Source organism: Streptomyces sp. NPDC050263 (genome assembly GCF_040655955.1).
Taxonomy (GTDB): domain Bacteria; phylum Actinomycetota; class Actinomycetes; order Streptomycetales; family Streptomycetaceae; genus Streptomyces.
Map to the genome: position 1 here is coordinate 1 of NZ_JBFAKW010000103.1, position 15,983 is coordinate 15,983.

The window sequence follows — 15,983 nt, forward strand, 5'->3', positions numbered from 1 at the left end:
CCTCGTACTGGACGTACTTGGGCTTTCGGCCGGTGCGGCGAGAGTGCGTGCCGGGCGTCGCGACGGGGCGAACGTTGCCTGCCGCGGCACTAGCCGCGACTCCACATGACCGGCGAAAGCCTCTCGGACGTCGCGCCGACACCTCGTCGCCGGGCCCTGCGAACCTCAACCGCGGTGTCCTGCCGGGCTTTGCGGTAGAGACGAACGGCGCCGGCCGGGAGGAGCAGACCGAGGAAGGCGTACAGGTACAGGTGGACGTACCCACGCAACAGGAGCCGGTCGGGAAGCATCTCGGACGGATCGGCCGGATCGATCAGGACGGTCGTGTTCTTCCCTTCGTCCTTCTTCAGCGCCCAGTCCCGCTGCTCATAGGTGTGCCCGGAGATCGTCCAGGCGTAGGTGCACTTGTACGACGATCCGGTGTATCGGCCTTCCGAGTTGTAGTGGCGGTACTCCTTGCATTTCGAGACTTCGGCCGACACCGACGAGCGGTGGTCCAGGTAGTTCTGCTGGCTGCGGATGCCGAAGCCCATCAGGACCAGGGGAACAGCGCAGGCGAGCACGAGCAGTAACGCGAGGGCGGGCTCGGCGTTCGCGTCGCTCCAGATCGCGCCCAGTCGCTTCAGAGCCTCGTACCGCAACCAGCTCGCGACCGCCCCGAAGAGCACCGCGCCCGTGAACACCGCCCAGCCGCCGCTCTGCCACCAGGACGAGCCGTCGCCGGCCAGCGGCGGGCCGATCAGGCCCACCGCGACACCGGCCACACCGACCAGCGAGCTCAGCGCGATCGCCAGCCCGCTCCACCGCACGATCAGGGCGTCCATCCCCAGCAGTGGCTCCGGCTCGGCAGCCGCCCGTTCGGCGATCATGATCGCCTCGGCGACGACGGCCTCCTCCTTCAGGCTGCGCACCTGCCACAGCAGACCGTCCACCCTCTTGGCGAGTCGGGCCCGTTCACCGCGCACGCTGCGCAGTTCGTCGCGGAGCCGCTCCGCCTCTTCGTCGGACCGGCTCAACCGGCCGTGCACCCTGCTCAGGTCCCGCCGAGCCGCCCGCTCTCTCGCCACGGCCGCGTCCCGCTCGTCCAGGACCGTCAGCAGTTCCCACACCTGGGGGTTGAGCCGCTTGAGCGCCCGCATGTACAGCACGTCGGCGTGCTCCACCGCCTGCTCGTCGACGGCCGTCCCGCACCTCTCGGCGCACACGGCGTACACGTGCCGGACGAAGGAGCGCTCCGGCGCCTTCCGGCCGGAGAGGAACTTCGACAACTCCGGCGGGTCGATGCGCAGCGCGTGCGCCGCCTCGCGGTCCTTGACGAACGCCCCGTCGACCAACTCCCGCAGATGCTCTGCCCAGTCGACGACCTCCGGGGTCAGCGCCGAGCGGTCGAGCGGGCCGCGCGGCCGCCCCGCCGGCTTCTCCGGCCCGCCGGGACGATCCGGTTCGGTTCCCGCCACCACGCTCTCCTCGAACTTCTCAAAAAAGTTCCGCTCCGGGATTTCTTGCGTTTGGAGCAACAATCCCGCGCCCTCGACGCTGGACGCGCGCACGTCATCTTGTACCGCGAACGTCGGTCCGCCCGCGCCCGAATGCAAGGAAGAGCAACCATGTCGACCCTCGCCCAGCTGACCGTCCTGCTCCTGGTCCTGGTCGGTCTGCTGACAGCCGGCGGCCTCTCTTACCTCGCCTACCGGCACCCGCCCCTGGCCCAACCGCTCGCGGTCGGCCTCACCGGCCTGGCGGTCCTCGGCGCGGTGGTTGCGATGATCACGGCCCGGTGAACGGCCCAGAACCACCGCCAACGCCCCCACGGTCCCAGACCGTGGGGGCGTTGACGCCGGTAGATCACAGGGCCCCCTGTCGGATTCGAACCGACGACCTTCGCTTTACAAGAGCGGTGCTCTACCAGCTGAGCTAAGGAGGCGTGCGCGCGTGGTTCACGTACGCGCCCGTGCAGTGTACCCAGGTCACCGGAGTGCCCTGTCGAAAATTTCCGCGAAGTTCACATGCCTCCAGGTACTGACAGATCCGGCGAACGCGAGGTAGCGTCCTGAGCCAGTTCACTCGTGTGGACTACACCACCACCTTCCTACAACGGATCGTCCGGCACGTTCCTGCCGGTAGAAGGGGGCCTTCGAGCCATGGCCACTGTCACTTTCGACAAGGCGACCCGGGTCTACCCGGGCTCCACCAAGCCCGCCGTCGACGGACTCGAGATCGAGATCGCGGACGGCGAGTTCCTCGTCCTGGTCGGTCCGTCCGGCTGCGGCAAGTCCACCTCGCTCCGCATGCTCGCGGGGCTCGAGGACGTCAACGGCGGTGCGATCCGCATCGGCGACCGCGACGTCACCCACCTGCCGCCGAAGGACCGGGACATCGCCATGGTGTTCCAGAACTACGCGCTCTACCCGCACATGACGGTCGCCGACAACATGGGCTTCGCGCTCAAGATCGCCGGCGTCAACAAGGCGGAGATCCGGCAGAAGGTCGAGGAGGCCGCGAAGATCCTCGACCTCACCGAGTACCTCGACCGCAAGCCGAAGGCCCTCTCCGGCGGTCAGCGCCAGCGTGTCGCGATGGGCCGCGCCATCGTGCGTGAGCCGCAGGTCTTCCTCATGGACGAGCCGCTGTCCAACCTGGACGCCAAGCTCCGCGTCTCGACGCGTACGCAGATCGCCTCGCTCCAGCGCCGTCTCGGCATCACCACCGTGTACGTCACCCACGACCAGGTCGAGGCCCTCACCATGGGCGACCGCGTGGCGGTCCTCAAGGACGGTCTGCTCCAGCAGGTCGACACCCCGCGCAACATGTACGACCGGCCCGCCAACCTCTTCGTGGCCGGCTTCATCGGCTCCCCGGCGATGAACCTCGTCGAGGTCCCGATCGCCGACGGCGGCGTGAAGTTCGGCAACGCGGTGGTGCCGGTGCAGCGCGACGCGCTCTCCTCCACCAGCGACAAGACGGTCACCGTCGGCGTCCGCCCCGAGCACTTCGACGTGGCCACCGAGGAGGAGAAGGGCCTCGCGGTCGTCGTGAACGTGGTCGAGGAGCTCGGCTCCGACGCCTTCGTCTACGGCACGGCCCAGGTCGGCAGCGAGACGAAGGACCTCGTGGTCCGCGTCGGCGGCCGTGACGTCCCGGAGAAGGGCAGCACGCTGCACGTCGTCCCGCGCGCGGGCGAGACCCACGTGTTCTCGACGTCGACGGGCGAGCGCCTCTCCGACTGACGACGGCGCTCAGGACGTCACTCATGGCGTCACTCGCGAAGGATTAAACCCGGGTAATTCACCCAGGTTGACGAAAAGGGCCCCGCAGCCTGCCGCGAGGCCCTTTTCCATGCCCGCAGAATCCCCGGCAGAGCGGACATTTCGACAGGCACTCGTCAACCCCCTACCCAAAAAGGAGCACTCCTTCATCCCCCGTCCGGGTGACTAAATGTCGCCAAATCATTACTGCACGCTACCCTCTCACGCGTGAAGCACTCCGCGAACTACTCCACCACCCAGCGCACGCGCTGCGGCCAGGGCGGCCCAGCCCGCCGGATCGGCCGCTCGCTCGCCCTCGTCCTGCCCGTCGTCATGGTGCTCTCCGGGACCCTCGCGGTCACCCGGGTCAACTGGTCGGGGGACCCCTCGGATTCGGTGCTCACCGCCTCCGACGTCTCCGCCGCGCACCAGTCCTCGCACAACGCGGCCAAGGCCCCGCAGGACGTCCTGCGCGACCAGCTGCTGACCGAGCTCCAGGAGAAGGACCCGGGCGTCGCCCTGACCCACCTCCAGGCCGCGGTCAACGGCAAGCCGTCGCTGGCCAGGCACTGCTCCTCCATCGCCCGTGCCCTCGGCCGCGCGGCGGTCCGCGCGTACGGCCCCTCACGCGCCCAGTCCTTCTCCCGCCCCGTCTGCGACACAGCCTTCGCCTCCGGCGTCCTGGCGGCCCGGGGCTGAACAACCGGCCCAGGCGGCCGCCCCGGACCACGCGGCCCCTTCCCGGGGGCCGCACACCGGCCAATGCAGTTGCTTTCGTCCACCACGCGATCCGCCAGTTCGCCCACACAGCCGCGCTCGCCCGCCCACCAGTGGACGCCGACCGTATCTCCTACCTGAAGTGCGTCCGCATCATCCGCCGCAGCATCCCGTCCCAGCTCGGAGCGACCACCGCCAGGCTCACCCGTTCCTTCACCGAGGCCTGGCGAGAGGCACGCGCACGTCTCCTCCCGGCCCGGCGCAATCGGAACTGCCCGCGCGCGATCAAGAAGCCGAACCGATGGCCGGTGCTGAGGACCCGCGCCAAACGCGGCACGGTCCAACCAGGCCGCTGGGCCCACAACCCGACCGCGAAGCCAAGAGCACCCGCCGGGCTGGAAGACCAGCGCTCAGGACAAGCGACCTCCCTACGATGCCGCCATGATGATCTCTGACCAGGGACAGCCGCTGATACGTGTCCTGCACGGCGAGTCCCGCCGTGACCTGCGGGATCCGACTCGTCCGCGCCCGGTCCGTCTTTACCGGTGGGAGCCGAGCCGCCGCCCACAGGCTGCACCCGCTCCGCTGGTCGTCGTCTCTCACGGCACCGGAGGTTCGGGCAGCGACATGGAGTGGCTGCTACGACCGCTGCGCGAGGCGGGTTTCCGGGTAGTTGCCCTTGATCACCACGGCAACAACTACGTCGACGGCTACGAGCCGGAGGGCTTTCTCCCCGTATGGGAACGGCCCCGGGACGTCTCCTTCGCGCTCGAAGCACTCGCCCGGGAACAGTCCCGTCAAGGCAACCGCCCGTCGGAGCCGCCTCCCGCCAAGGCAACCGCACGTCGGAGCCGCCTCCCGCCAAGGCAACCGCACGTCGGAGCCGCCTCCCGTCAAGGCAACCGCACGTCGCGGCAGCCCCCGCCAAGGCAACCGCACGTCGTGGGGCCCCGCCTCGGGGGACCCGCGTGTCTCGGAAGTCGGGCCACGTACAGTGCGGGCATGACCGATCCGCGTGCCGCGTCTCGCCCCACTCAAGCCGTCATCCTGGCCGGTGGCCAGGGGTCACGGCTGCGTCCGTACACCGACGACCGGCCCAAGCCGATGGTCGAGATCCCCGGTACGGGGACGCCGATCATCGGCCATCAGCTCCGCTGGCTCGCCGAGGAGGGCGTCACCGACGTCGTCGTCTCCTGCGGCCATCTCGCCGAGGTCTTGCAGGACTGGCTGAAGTCGGCCGAGCTGCCCGTCAAGGTCACCACCGTCGTGGAGACCGAGCCCCTCGGCCGCGGCGGCGGCCTGAAGTACGCCGCCGCCCACCTGCCCCACCCCGACCGGCCCTGGTACGCCACCAACGGCGACATCTGGACCCGCTTCTCGCTGCGCGAGATGGCCGACTTCCACACCGAGCGCGATGCCATAGCGACGCTCGCGCTGGCGCGTCCGCGCATTCCGTGGGGAGCCGTGCAGACCGACGGGTTCGGTCACATCACGGACTTCATCGAGGCCCCGCCCACCACCTACGAGATCAACGCGGGCGTCTACGTCTTCTCCCCGGAGTTCGCGGGTCTGCTGCCCGCGCGCGGCGACCACGAGCGGACGACGTTCCCGCATCTGGCCCGTGAGCTGCGGCTGGCCGGCTATCCGCTCCCGCAAGGGGCGTATTGGCGCGCCATCGACACCGCGAAGGACCTCACCGAGGCCGCGAAGGAACTGGCGGCCCTCGGCCGCTGACGACACCGACGGAACAGCTGAAAGGGGGTGCCGCGCGCTCATCCGCGCGCGGCACCCCCTCGCCATGTGCTCAGGGCCGGTGACGAGACGTCCTACCCGAGCAGCCCGCCCACCAGCCCCGGCTGGCCCGAGGACGACGACCCGCCGCCGTCCGAACCGCTCGTCGAACCGCCGCCGCCACCGGAGCTGCTCGTCGAGCCGCCCGACGTGGGACCGGAGCTGGTCGATGGAGCCTCCTCCACCGGAACGGACTCCTCGGGCGGGGCCTGGCCCGCGGTGCCCTGCGTCTGGCTGGGCCCGCCGGCGTCGTCCGGGTCGGAGGAGTCCCGCTCCTCGGCGGGCTCGCTGTCCGTGCCGGCCGTCGGGGCCGCCGACGTCGCGCCCTGGGTCGGCGAGGTGGCCGCGTCCGGCTTCCGGGAGGCCTTGTGCGTGCCGGACTCCTCCGGCAGCGGCGAGCCGGGCAGCTCGTTGCGCGGGGGCTCGCCCGGGCCGGGGACGACCACCCGGTCCGCGTCGCGCACCGCACCGCCGAGCAGCGAGCCGACCAGCAGCGTCAGACCGACGGCGATCGCGGTGACGAGCGCGCCGCGGCGCAGCACGTAACGGCGCAGCTCCCACAGGTCGGAGCGCGGCCCGAGTCGACGCCAGGCGCCGGCGGCGAGCCGGCCGTCGACCGAGTAGACGGGGGCGCCGGCGATGATCAGCGGCGACCAGGCGGCGAGGTAGATGATGTCGGGGGTGTCGTAGACCGGGACGGTCTTCCAGCTGACGGTGACGATGAGCGCGGCCGAGAGCCCGGCGCCGACCACCGCGGCGACCCGCTGCCAGCAGCCCAGGACCGTGAGGACGCCGACGACGACCTGGAGGAAGGCGATGACGAGGCCGGAGCCTACGGGGTGGTGCAGCGCGAACTGGCGCAGCGGCTCGGCGACTTCCCACGGGTGCAGGGTGTTCAGCCACTTCACCATGGAGCCGCGCTTGCCGCCGTCGAAGTAGACGGGATCGCACAGCTTGCCCATGCCGGCGTAGATGGAGATGAAGCCGAGGAAGATGCGCAGCGGCAGCAGGACCACGCCGAGGTTCATCCGGCGGCCCGGATAGTAGGCGTGCCGGGCGAGGTCGTCGCCCTGCCGACGGCTGCGCGGGGCTTCGTCCGCACCGCCGTCCGCACCGCCGTGCGCACCGCCGTCCGCACCGCCGTCCGCCTCGCCGAAGTCCTCGAACCGGGCGTCGTCGTAGGCGGGTTCGTCGTAGGCGCTGCCGACGGTGCGCATGTTCGGCAGCAGGCGGTTCTCGCCGGCGGCGGGGGCGCGCTGCGCGCCGACGATGGGGGTTTCGAGGGTCTGCGCGGCGAGGTCGCCGTCGTAGCCCCGGTCGTCGACGTCGACGCGGGGAATGACCTGGGTGGCTCCGGCGTCGGCCGCGGGCGGTTCGCCGTGGCCGACGCTGCCTGCCCGCACCGCCTGCAGCAGCCGGTGGGCGCCGGTGTCGTCCGGGGCGGACTTGCCGCTCCAGACGACGGCCCGCCGACGGCCCCCCGAAGCGGCGCCCGCCGCGCCCGCTCTGCCCGCCGCCCCGACGACGGGGATGCGCGCGGTGTCCTCGATGGCGCTCACGTGCCGGGCGATCCGCGGGGATTGGTTACGCCGCGCCGACGCGTTCAACTGCACGCGGAAACTCGCGTGGCTGACGATGATCTGCGCCGGATCGCTCGGCACCTTCACCATGCTCAGCGCGGGAGCGTCATCGAATCCGGATCCGGCATCGAATCCCGACGAGCGGCCCCCCGTGGGTGTGCGGGGTGTTCTGGTGTCCACACTCATCTAACCGAGTGACGTGTGTTTAGGACACTGCTTTGACCCGCCAGATCTGTCCGGACTCCGTCAAGGTTGCACTACCCGCCCGGATTAACCCATTCGGGTGAACTCACGGAATCCTGTCCAGACCCTCAGACCCTCAGACCCTCAGACCCGCCGCCGAGCCGCCTCGTACAGCACGATCCCCGCCGCCACACCGGCGTTGAGCGATTCCGTGCCGCCCGGCATCGGGATCCGTACCCGGTGGTCGCAGGTCTCGCCGACGAGTCGGGACAGGCCCTTGCCCTCGCTGCCGACGACGATGACGACCGGGCCGTCCAGCGCCGCCAGTTCGCCGACCTCGGACTCGCCGTCGGCGGCCAGGCCGACGACCACGATGCCGGCCTTCTTGTAGGCCTCCAGGGCCCGGGTCAGGTTGGTCGCGCGGGCGACCGGGGTACGGGCGGCCGCACCGGCGGACGTCTTCCAGGCGCCGGCCGTCATACCGGCCGCACGACGCTCGGGGACGACCACGCCGTGGCCGCCGAAGGCGGAGACGGAGCGGACGACCGCGCCCAGGTTGCGCGGGTCGGTCACCCCGTCGAGGGCGACGATCAGCGGGTCCTCGCCGTTGTCGTAGGCGGCCGCCGCAAGGTCCTCGGGGTGCGCGTACTCGTACGGCGGGACCTGGAGGACCAGACCCTGGTGGTTGAGGCCGTTGGTCATCCGGTCCAGCTCGGGACGCGGGGCCTCCATGAGGTGGATGCCGCCGCGCTCACCGGCGAGCTGGAGCGCCTCGCGCACCCGCTCGTCGTTGTCGATGAACTGCTGCACGTAGAGCATCGTCGCGGGCACGCCCTCGCGCAGCGCCTCGACGACGGAGTTGCGGCCGACGACCATCTCGGACGTGCCCTTGCCGCCACGGCCGCGCTGCGCGGGCCGGCGCACGGCCTGCTTCGCCTTGGCGGTCGCGATGCGGTTCGCCTTGTGCTTCTTGCGCATCTCGGCGGGCGGGGTCGGCCCCTTGCCCTCCAGGCCCCGGCGCCGCTGGCCGCCACTGCCGACCTGCGCGCCCTTCTTGCCGGACATGCGGCGGTTGTTGGCTGCCATGAGTGACTCGTCTCCGTGAGCTTCGTACGTACACGTCTTGTCCGGCCGCAGCGCTGCGGCCGTCTTGTGCAGTGTGCCGCCCGGACGGCCGGGCGGCACAGTCGATCAAGGACGGGACTAACGCGGACCCAGCGTCCAGCGCGGGCCCTGCGGTCCGTCCTCGATGGTCAGTCCGGACTGGGTGAGCTGGTCGCGGATGGCGTCCGCGGTCGCCCAGTCCTTGCGCCCGCGGGCCGACTCGCGCTGGTCGAGCACGAGCCGGACGAGGCTGTCGACCACGCCGTGCAGATCCTCGCCGCGGCTCTCCTCACCGGCCCAGTGCGCGTCGAGCGGGTCCAGGCCGAGGACGCCGAGCATGGCGCGGACCTCGGCGAGGCGGGCCACGGCGGCTTCCTTGTCGTCGGCGGCGAGGGCCGAGTTCCCCTGCCGGACCGTCGTGTGCACGATGGCCAGCGCCTGCGGGACGCCCAGGTCGTCGTCCATCGCCTCGGCGAAGGCCGGCGGCACCTCGGCCGCGGGCTCGACGACTCCCCCGGCCTTCTCGACGACGCGCTGCACGAACCCCTCGATCCGCGCGAACGCCGACTCGGCCTCGCGCAGCGACTCCTCGCTGTACTCGATCATCGAGCGGTAGTGCGGGGTGCCCAGGTAGTAGCGGAGCACGATCGGGCGCCACTGCTTGACCATCTCGGAGACCAGCACCGAGTTCCCGAGGGACTTCGACATCTTCTCGCCGCTCATGGTGACCCAGGCGTTGTGCACCCAGTACCGCGCGAACTCGTCGCCGTAGGCCTTGGCCTGGGCGATCTCGTTCTCGTGGTGCGGGAAGATCAGGTCGAGGCCGCCGCCGTGGATGTCGAAGACGGTGCCCAGGTACTTGTGCGCCATCGCCGAGCACTCCAGGTGCCAGCCGGGACGCCCGCGGCCCCACGGCGTCTCCCAGTCGGGCTCGCCGGGCTTGGTCGCCTTCCACATCGCGAAGTCGCGCGGGTCGCGCTTGCCGGAGATGCCCTCCTCGGCGGGCTGGCGCAGATCGTCGATGTCCTGGTTGGACAACGCCAGGTAGCCGGGGTAGGAGCGCACGTCGAAGTAGACGCTGCCGTCGGCCTCGTAGGCGTGACCCCGCTCGATCAGGCCGCGCATCATCTCGATCATCTCGGGGACGTGCCCGGTGGCACGCGGCTCGTACGTCGGCGGGAGGCAACCGAGGGCCTGGTAGCCGTCGTTGAACGCCCGCTCGTTGTCGTAGCCGATGGACCACCAGGGGCGGCCCTGCTCGTGCGACTTGATGATGATCTTGTCGTCGATGTCGGTGACGTTGCGGATGAACGTGACGTCGTAGCCGCGGTAGGCGAACCAGCGGCGCATGATGTCGAAGTTCAGGCCCGACCGGATGTGCCCGATGTGCGGGGCCGCCTGCACGGTGGCGCCACAGAGGTAGATCGAGACACAACCCGGCAGAAGCGGGGCGAAGTCACGGATCTGCCGGGCACTGGTGTCGTACAGGCGAATAGTCACCACTCCAGGGTAGTGGGCATCGGACAGTGCCCCGAGCCCCTTCCCCCCACGGCCACACATTCGTGACATGCCCCCGCACAGGCACGCCGGGCAGCACGGGCAGGACAGGCAGCACGGGCAGGACAGGCAGCACGGGCAGGACAGGCACCACGGGCAGGGGTGCTCAGCCGGTGCGGGCCACCAACGCCGTGGCGATCGCCATCAGCCCCTCGTCACGGCCCGGGAATCCCAGCCCGTCCGTCGTCGCGCCCGAGACCGACACCGGGGCGCCCGCCGCCTCCGAGAGGATCTTCTGCGCCTCGTCGCGGCGCTTGCCGATCTTGGGGCGGGGGCCGACCACCTGCACGGCGATGTTGCCGATGACGAAGCCGGCCTCGCGGACGATCCGGGCCGCCTCCGTGAGCAGCGTGACGCCCGACGCGCCGGACCACTCGGGCCGCCCGGTGCCGAAGTGCTGGCCCAGGTCACCGAGTCCGGCGGCGGAGAAGAGCGCGTTGCAGGCGGCGTGCGCGACGACGTCCGCGTCGGAGTGCCCGGCCAGGCCGGGGCCCTGCCCCTCCCACTTCAGGCCCGCGCACCACAGCTCGCGGCCCTCCTCGAAGGCGTGGATGTCGGTGCCAATGCCGACCCTCGGCAACAGCGGCTCAGAAGCCATCGTTGAGCCTCCTGCGGGCCAGGACCGCCTCGGCGAGGACCAGGTCGAGGGGGCGGGTGACCTTGAAGGCCTCCTCGTGACCGGGGACGACGACGACCGTCAGGCCGAGCCGCTCCACCATGCCGGCGTCGTCGGTGACGTTGTCCGTGACCGTCTCGTGGGCGCGGATCAGCGTGGCCCGGTCGAAACCCTGCGGGGTCTGCACGGCACGCAGCCGGGCCCGCTCGGGGGTGGCCACGACCGGCTCGGGGTCGCCGGCGGTCGCGGCCGGTTCGACCTCCTTGACGGTGTCCGCGAGCGGCAGCGCCGGGACGACGGCCGGGGCGCCGTCGCGTACGGCCTCGATGACGGCGTCCACCGTGTCCACGGGGACCAGCGGCCGGGCGGCGTCATGGACCAGCACGATGTCGTGGCCGGGCGGCAGCGCGTCCAGGCCCAGCTTCACGGACTCCTGGCGGGTGTCGCCGCCGGGGACGACCAGGAAGTCGGTGCGGTCGGGCAGCGCGTGCGCGTCCAGCAGCGACTTCACCTCGGCGGCGCCGTCCGGCGGGGCCACGACGACCACCAGGGAGACGGCGCGGGAGGCGGCGAGGGCGCGCACCGCGTGGATCAGCATGGGCGTGCCGCTCAGCGCGCGGAGTGCTTTGGGGGCGCCCGGACCGAGGCGGACACCTCGGCCGGCGGCCGGAATCACCGCAGCCGTGCGGGCGGACGCCGGGGAAGGACGTGAATCGTCAGACATCGGTTCCTGTCAGGTTTGTGTGCTCGGCCTACGTGGGTATGGCCTGGGAAGTGCCGGGCGCGACGCCTTGACCGGACCCTTCCGTGACGCACCGGTCGAGGCAGCAGCCCGGGCCCGGCACAGCAGTACAGGGACCAGTATCGCCAGTATCGGGGGAGCACCTTCACCGAAGCAGTGCGCACTGCGGTAAGCGAGCACGAACATGCCGCAGCGCCCGGCGACGGGAAATACGTCATCGGGCACCGCGGCATTTCAGTGTTCTTCAGTGTGCTGAGGCCGGTCTCGGGCAGACAGCCGACTTCAGGACGCGAGAACCTCGTCGAGCAGGGCTTCTGCCTTGTCCTCGTTGGTGTTCTCCGCGAGAGCGAGCTCGCTCACCAGGATCTGGCGGGCCTTGGCGAGCATGCGCTTCTCACCTGCGGAGAGTCCGCGCTCGCGCTCACGACGCCACAGGTCACGCACGACTTCCGCGACCTTGATGACATCGCCGGAGGCGAGCTTCTCCAGATTTGCCTTGTAACGACGCGACCAGTTCGTGGGCTCCTCGGCGTACGGCGCGCGCAGCACCTCGAAGACCCGGTCCAGCCCGTCCTGACCGACCACATCACGCACGCCGACGAACTCCGCATTGTCCGCTGGCACACGTACCGTCAGGTCGCCCTGGGCGACCTTCAGCACCAAGTAGGTCTTGTCCACGCCTTTGATCTGGCGAGTTTCGATGGCCTCGATCAGCGCGGCCCCGTGATGGGGATAGACCACGGTGTCGCCAACCTTGAACGTCATGTGACAGGTACCCCTTCCGTGGCTATCCAGGGTAACACGGAAACTGCGGGTTCTGAATGGCGTTTTCGCAGGTCAGGGCATATCTCGGGGCTTGACAACTCTAACAGGAACGTGCTGCGCGGGGTCCGCGGAAGCAGGTATTCGCAGGTCGGAGCGGCTCTCCGTGGGGGGTGAAACGCGTACGTTACACACATCCGGAGGCCCGCCCGAACGGTCGAACGTCCACATATGTCCACTTCCAAGCGTGCGACTTCCGCTACTCCGTTCGGCGTGCGTGGCCGGATACGGGTCGTTTCCGGAATTGATCATCGACCGTTCGACCGGACCCGTGATCAATTCCGCGGGCGATCTCGTATTCCTTCACGGGAAATCCGTGAGCGGACGTCGAGCACGCTTATGTGAATGGCCTACCGGCGGGAAGACGACAGGTGAAGTCAACGTGACTCGCGGGTCGGTCGCGGCGCCCGGGACGGGGGGTGCCGAAGAGCGGCCGACGCCTCCGTCGGGGCCCGGGATGGCTCAAGAGGCGGGTCGGGTGCGGCGGCGTGGGAACGGCTCGGTAACCTGAGGCCGCTGACAGACCCTTAGAGCGGCTTTATACACAGAAAAGCCGCCCCATGCGTTCAAGGAGTTGCCGCCGCCGTGAGCAGCAGCCTTCGACGCGGCGCCCTCGCCGCTTCCGCCATCGCGTTCTCGATCGCCTCGCTCGCCGGCTGCGCGGCCGGCAACGACTCCCAGACCCTGGAGATCAAGCCGGACAACGCCGCCACCAGCGTCGGCGACATCAAGCTGCAGAACGTCCTCGTCATCACCCAGCCCGACATGGAGTCGACCGGGCCGGCCGTGATCTCGGCGACCGTCTTCAACAGCGGTGACCACGCCCAGACGCTGGACTCCATCAGCGTCGACGGCATCGACCGGTCCGCCGAGCTCAAGCCCGCCACGGGCAACGGCAAGCTGACCGTCCCGGCCGGCGGCTCGGTCGTCATCGGCGGCGCGAACAACGCCTCCGCGGTCCTGGAGAGCAGCAGCGAGGCCGTCCAGGACGGCAACGCGCAGAAGGTCACCTTCACCTTCAGCGAGACCGGCGAGGTCAGCCTGCGCGCCTTCGTCGTCCCCGCCGAGAGCTACTTCTCCAAGTGGGGCCCGACCGCCGTCCCGACCGCGTCGGAGAGCGCCGCGGGCGCTTCCTCGGAGTCGCCGTCCGGCGAGGCGTCGCCCTCCGGGTCGGCGGCCGAGGGCAGCACGTCCGAGTCCGAGTCGGGCGCGCCGTCCGACACGGCCTCCCCGAGCTCCTCGGACACGGCGGCGGCCGGCCACTGAGCCGCACGACCGTATGCGTGAGGGGCGGCACCCTGTGCAGGGTGCCGCCCCTCACGCACGTTCCGACCGGTCCGGCTCACGGCTCACGGCTCGAACTTGTACCCCAGGCCGCGCACCGTCACCAGGTAACGCGGGGCTCCCGGGTCCGGTTCGAGCCCCACCCCCGACGCACCCCTTGCACCGCTGCGCAGGCTGCGGGGTACTGCGCCGGACTCCGTCCGCCGACCGGAGCACGCCCCGGCTCACGCCCCGGCTCACGGCTCGAACTTGTACCCCAGGCCGCGCACCGTCACCAGGTAACGCGGAGCTCCCGGGTCCGGTTCGATCTTGGCGCGGAGGCGCTTGACATGGACGTCCAGGGTCTTGGTGTCGCCGACGTAGTCGGCGCCCCAGACCCGGTCGATGAGCTGCATGCGGGTCAGCACGCGGCCCGCGTTGCGCAGCAGCATCTCCAGGAGGTCGAACTCCTTGAGGGGGAGGTCGACCTTGGAGCCGGAGACGGTGACGACGTGACGGTCGACGTCCATCCGGACCGGGCCGGCCTCCAGGGCCGCCGGGGTCACCTCCTCCGGCTCGCCGCGGCGGCGCAGGACGGCCCGGATGCGGGCGACCAGCTCGCGGGAGGAGAAGGGCTTGGTGACGTAGTCGTCGGCTCCTATCTCCAGCCCGACGACCTTGTCGATCTCGCTGTCCTTGGCGGTCACCATGATCACGGGGACGTTGGAGCGGCCGCGCAGCTGACGGCACACCTCCGTGCCGGGCAGGCCCGGCAGCATCAGGTCGAGGAGGACGAGGTCGGCGCCGTTGCGCTCGAACTCGTCCAGTCCGTCGGGCCCTGTGGTCGCGACGGCGACCTCGAAGCCCTCCTTGCGGAGCATGTACGACAGGGCGTCGGAGAAGGACTCCTCGTCCTCGACGACGAGCACTCGGGTCACGGATGGACCTCCGGGGCGGAAAGCGTCTGGTACGCGGTCGGATCGGGGGAAGAGGCGCGGGGTGGTGCCGGGGGTGAGGGGGGAGGAGAGGAGTGGGCAGAGGAGTGGGTGACCTCGTCGATGTCGTCGGCGTCCTCGACGTCGACCTCGTCCGGGTCCGGATGCTGAGTCGCACGGTCGCGGGCCACGCCCGCCTCCGGCAGCCGCAGGGTGAACGTGGAGCCCTGGTTCTCGGCGCTCCACACCGTGACCTCCCCGCCGTGCGAGGCGGCCACGTGCTTGACGATCGCCAGCCCGAGGCCGGTGCCTCCGGTGGCCCGGGAGCGGGCCGGGTCGACGCGGTAGAAGCGCTCGAAGATGCGCTCCTTGTCCTTGTCGGAGATGCCGATGCCCTGGTCGGTCACGGCGATCTCGATCAGGTCCCCGCCCGGCGCGGCGACCCGGCGGGCGGCTATGCCGACGCGGGTGCGGGCGGGCGAGTAGTTGACGGCGTTCTCGACCAGGTTGCCGAGTGCCGCGGCCAGCTGGCCCCGGTTGCCCCGGACGCGCAGGTCGGCCGTGCCGGCGGCGGCCATGGTGATCTGCTTGGTCCCCGCCTGGTGCCGGCAGCGGTCGACGGCCTCGGCGACGAGTTCGTCGATGCCGACCGGTTCGGCGTCCTCGAGGGGATCGTCGTTCTGGACCCTCGAAAGGTCGATGAGCTCCTGGACCAGGCTGGTCAGCCGGGTGGCCTCGATCTGCATACGGCCGGCGAACCGCTCCACCGCCTCCGGATCGTCCGAGGCGTCCATGACCGCCTCGGAGAGGAGGGAGAGCGCGCCGACCGGCGTCTTCAGCTCATGGCTGACATTCGCCACGAAGTCCCGCCGGACCGCCTCGATACGACGGGCCTCGGTGAGGTCCTCGACGAGCAGCAGCACGAGCCGGGAGCCCAGCGGGGCCACTCTGGCGGACACGGCGAGGGCCTCGCCGCGCCCGGTTCCGCGCCGGGGAAGGTCCAGCTCCACCTGGCGTATCTCTCCGTCACGCCTGGTGTCCCGGGCCATCTTGAGCATGGGCTCGACCGACAGCTTGCCGCCGCGCACCAGCCCGAGGGCGTATGCGGCGGAGCTGGCCTTGACGACGGCGTCGGCCTCGTCGAGCACGACCGCGGAGGAGCGAAGCACGGACAGGACGGTGTCCACACCCGGCGGGAGCACCGGGTCCGTGTGCAGGGAGGTGCGGGTGGGGCGCTTCTGCTCCCGCTCGCTCCAGCGGAACGCCAGCATGGCGATGACACCGGTGAGCACCCCGGCGATCGCTGCCGCTGCGGCGACCGCCGCGTTCACGTCCATGCACCCAGGTTAGGCATGGCATCCGTCTTGGCCACAGCCATCGAGGTGCGAGCTCGAACACTCGTCGCCCAGAGTTCACCTTGGAGCCAGT

The 15,983-nt window shown here is 70.5% G+C and carries 14 protein-coding genes, 1 tRNA gene and 1 pseudogene; 5 read left to right on the top strand and 11 right to left on the bottom strand.

What is annotated here, in order from left to right; genetic code table 11:
• Window positions 1–89: 89 nt before the first annotated feature.
• Window positions 90–1,457 carry a hypothetical protein gene (locus tag AB0J04_RS33690; protein ID WP_363172404.1) on the bottom strand — a complete coding sequence of 456 codons (1,368 nt, stop codon included), beginning with the start codon at window positions 1,455–1,457 and terminating at the stop codon, window positions 90–92.
• 150 nt (window positions 1,458–1,607) lie between these two features.
• Here AB0J04_RS33690 and AB0J04_RS33695 point away from each other — a divergent pair, with 150 nt between their 5' ends.
• Window positions 1,608–1,781: a hypothetical protein gene (locus AB0J04_RS33695; RefSeq protein ID WP_363172405.1), complete on the top strand. Its 174-nt coding sequence runs from the start codon at window positions 1,608–1,610 to the stop codon at window positions 1,779–1,781.
• A 70-nt stretch (window positions 1,782–1,851) separates the two neighbouring features.
• On the opposite strand, the gene AB0J04_RS33700 is transcribed toward AB0J04_RS33695, so the two are convergent.
• Window positions 1,852–1,924 (bottom strand) — tRNA-Thr (locus tag AB0J04_RS33700).
• A 217-nt stretch (window positions 1,925–2,141) separates the two neighbouring features.
• Between AB0J04_RS33700 and ugpC the strand changes: the two genes are divergently transcribed.
• The 3 genes from ugpC to AB0J04_RS33715 all read left to right on the top strand — a co-directional run bounded on the left by ugpC (window position 2,142) and on the right by AB0J04_RS33715 (window position 5,696).
• Window positions 2,142–3,227, top strand: coding sequence for a sn-glycerol-3-phosphate ABC transporter ATP-binding protein UgpC (gene ugpC, locus AB0J04_RS33705; RefSeq protein ID WP_363172407.1), 1,086 nt, complete (start codon window positions 2,142–2,144; stop codon window positions 3,225–3,227).
• A 246-nt stretch (window positions 3,228–3,473) separates the two neighbouring features.
• Window positions 3,474–3,944 (top strand): hypothetical protein, encoded by a 471-nt coding sequence (locus AB0J04_RS33710; RefSeq protein ID WP_363172408.1) that lies wholly within the window; start codon window positions 3,474–3,476, stop codon window positions 3,942–3,944.
• Between the two features lie 1,020 nt (window positions 3,945–4,964).
• The gene (locus AB0J04_RS33715) at window positions 4,965–5,696 is read left to right on the top strand and encodes a nucleotidyltransferase family protein (protein WP_363172410.1); all 732 of its coding nucleotides are present in this window, start codon (window positions 4,965–4,967) and stop codon (window positions 5,694–5,696) included.
• Window positions 5,697–5,788: 92 nt separating this feature from the next.
• On the opposite strand, the gene AB0J04_RS33720 is transcribed toward AB0J04_RS33715, so the two are convergent.
• The 6 genes from AB0J04_RS33720 to AB0J04_RS33745 all read right to left on the bottom strand — a co-directional run bounded on the left by AB0J04_RS33720 (window position 5,789) and on the right by AB0J04_RS33745 (window position 12,300).
• A complete protein-coding gene (locus AB0J04_RS33720; RefSeq protein ID WP_363172411.1) occupies window positions 5,789–7,519 on the bottom strand; it encodes a DoxX family membrane protein in 1,731 nt (576 codons plus the stop codon).
• A 141-nt stretch (window positions 7,520–7,660) separates the two neighbouring features.
• Window positions 7,661–8,602, bottom strand: a complete 942-nt coding sequence (rlmB, locus tag AB0J04_RS33725; protein ID WP_363172412.1) for a 23S rRNA (guanosine(2251)-2'-O)-methyltransferase RlmB — start codon at window positions 8,600–8,602, stop codon at window positions 7,661–7,663.
• Window positions 8,603–8,719: 117 nt separating this feature from the next.
• On the bottom strand, window positions 8,720–10,120 hold the full coding sequence (gene cysS, locus AB0J04_RS33730) for a cysteine--tRNA ligase (protein WP_363172413.1): 1,401 nt from the start codon (window positions 10,118–10,120) through the stop codon (window positions 8,720–8,722).
• 163 nt (window positions 10,121–10,283) lie between these two features.
• A complete protein-coding gene (gene ispF, locus AB0J04_RS33735; protein WP_363172414.1) occupies window positions 10,284–10,775 on the bottom strand; it encodes a 2-C-methyl-D-erythritol 2,4-cyclodiphosphate synthase in 492 nt (163 codons plus the stop codon).
• Window positions 10,765–11,517, bottom strand: a complete 753-nt coding sequence (ispD, locus tag AB0J04_RS33740) for a 2-C-methyl-D-erythritol 4-phosphate cytidylyltransferase (RefSeq protein WP_363172415.1) — start codon at window positions 11,515–11,517, stop codon at window positions 10,765–10,767. The genes ispF and ispD overlap by 11 nt, the downstream gene beginning before the upstream one ends.
• A 300-nt stretch (window positions 11,518–11,817) precedes the next feature.
• The gene (locus tag AB0J04_RS33745) at window positions 11,818–12,300 is read right to left on the bottom strand and encodes a CarD family transcriptional regulator (RefSeq protein ID WP_003953493.1); all 483 of its coding nucleotides are present in this window, start codon (window positions 12,298–12,300) and stop codon (window positions 11,818–11,820) included.
• Window positions 12,301–12,942: 642 nt separating this feature from the next.
• Between AB0J04_RS33745 and AB0J04_RS33750 the strand changes: the two genes are divergently transcribed.
• Entirely contained in the window at window positions 12,943–13,623 is a 681-nt protein-coding gene (locus AB0J04_RS33750) for a DUF461 domain-containing protein (RefSeq protein WP_363172416.1), read from the top strand.
• 83 nt (window positions 13,624–13,706) lie between these two features.
• On the opposite strand, the pseudogene AB0J04_RS33755 reads toward AB0J04_RS33750, so the two are convergent.
• From AB0J04_RS33755 to AB0J04_RS33765, 3 genes and pseudogenes are all read right to left on the bottom strand, one after another.
• A pseudogene (locus AB0J04_RS33755) lies at window positions 13,707–13,778 on the bottom strand (DNA-binding response regulator); the annotation flags it as partial.
• Between the two features lie 99 nt (window positions 13,779–13,877).
• Entirely contained in the window at window positions 13,878–14,558 is a 681-nt protein-coding gene (locus AB0J04_RS33760) for a response regulator transcription factor (protein ID WP_015659563.1), read from the bottom strand.
• Window positions 14,555–15,892, bottom strand: a complete 1,338-nt coding sequence (locus AB0J04_RS33765; RefSeq protein ID WP_363172417.1) for an ATP-binding protein — start codon at window positions 15,890–15,892, stop codon at window positions 14,555–14,557. The genes AB0J04_RS33760 and AB0J04_RS33765 overlap by 4 nt, the downstream gene beginning before the upstream one ends.
• Window positions 15,893–15,983 lie beyond the last annotated feature (91 nt).

Excerpts from the sequence above, each read along its gene's own strand:
- AB0J04_RS33715 (WP_363172410.1), top strand. The coding sequence starts at position 4,965 with ATGACCGATCCGCGTGCCGCGTCTCGCCCCACTCAAGCCGTCATCCTG.
- ispF (WP_363172414.1), bottom strand. The coding sequence starts at position 10,775 with ATGGCTTCTGAGCCGCTGTTGCCGAGGGTCGGCATTGGCACCGACATC.
- AB0J04_RS33695 (WP_363172405.1), top strand. The coding sequence starts at position 1,608 with ATGTCGACCCTCGCCCAGCTGACCGTCCTGCTCCTGGTCCTGGTCGGT.
- AB0J04_RS33720 (WP_363172411.1), bottom strand. The coding sequence starts at position 7,519 with ATGAGTGTGGACACCAGAACACCCCGCACACCCACGGGGGGCCGCTCG.
- AB0J04_RS33745 (WP_003953493.1), bottom strand. The coding sequence starts at position 12,300 with ATGACGTTCAAGGTTGGCGACACCGTGGTCTATCCCCATCACGGGGCC.
- ugpC (WP_363172407.1), top strand. The coding sequence starts at position 2,142 with ATGGCCACTGTCACTTTCGACAAGGCGACCCGGGTCTACCCGGGCTCC.
- AB0J04_RS33765 (WP_363172417.1), bottom strand. The coding sequence starts at position 15,892 with ATGGACGTGAACGCGGCGGTCGCCGCAGCGGCAGCGATCGCCGGGGTG.
- ispD (WP_363172415.1), bottom strand. The coding sequence starts at position 11,517 with ATGTCTGACGATTCACGTCCTTCCCCGGCGTCCGCCCGCACGGCTGCG.
- rlmB (WP_363172412.1), bottom strand. The coding sequence starts at position 8,602 with ATGGCAGCCAACAACCGCCGCATGTCCGGCAAGAAGGGCGCGCAGGTC.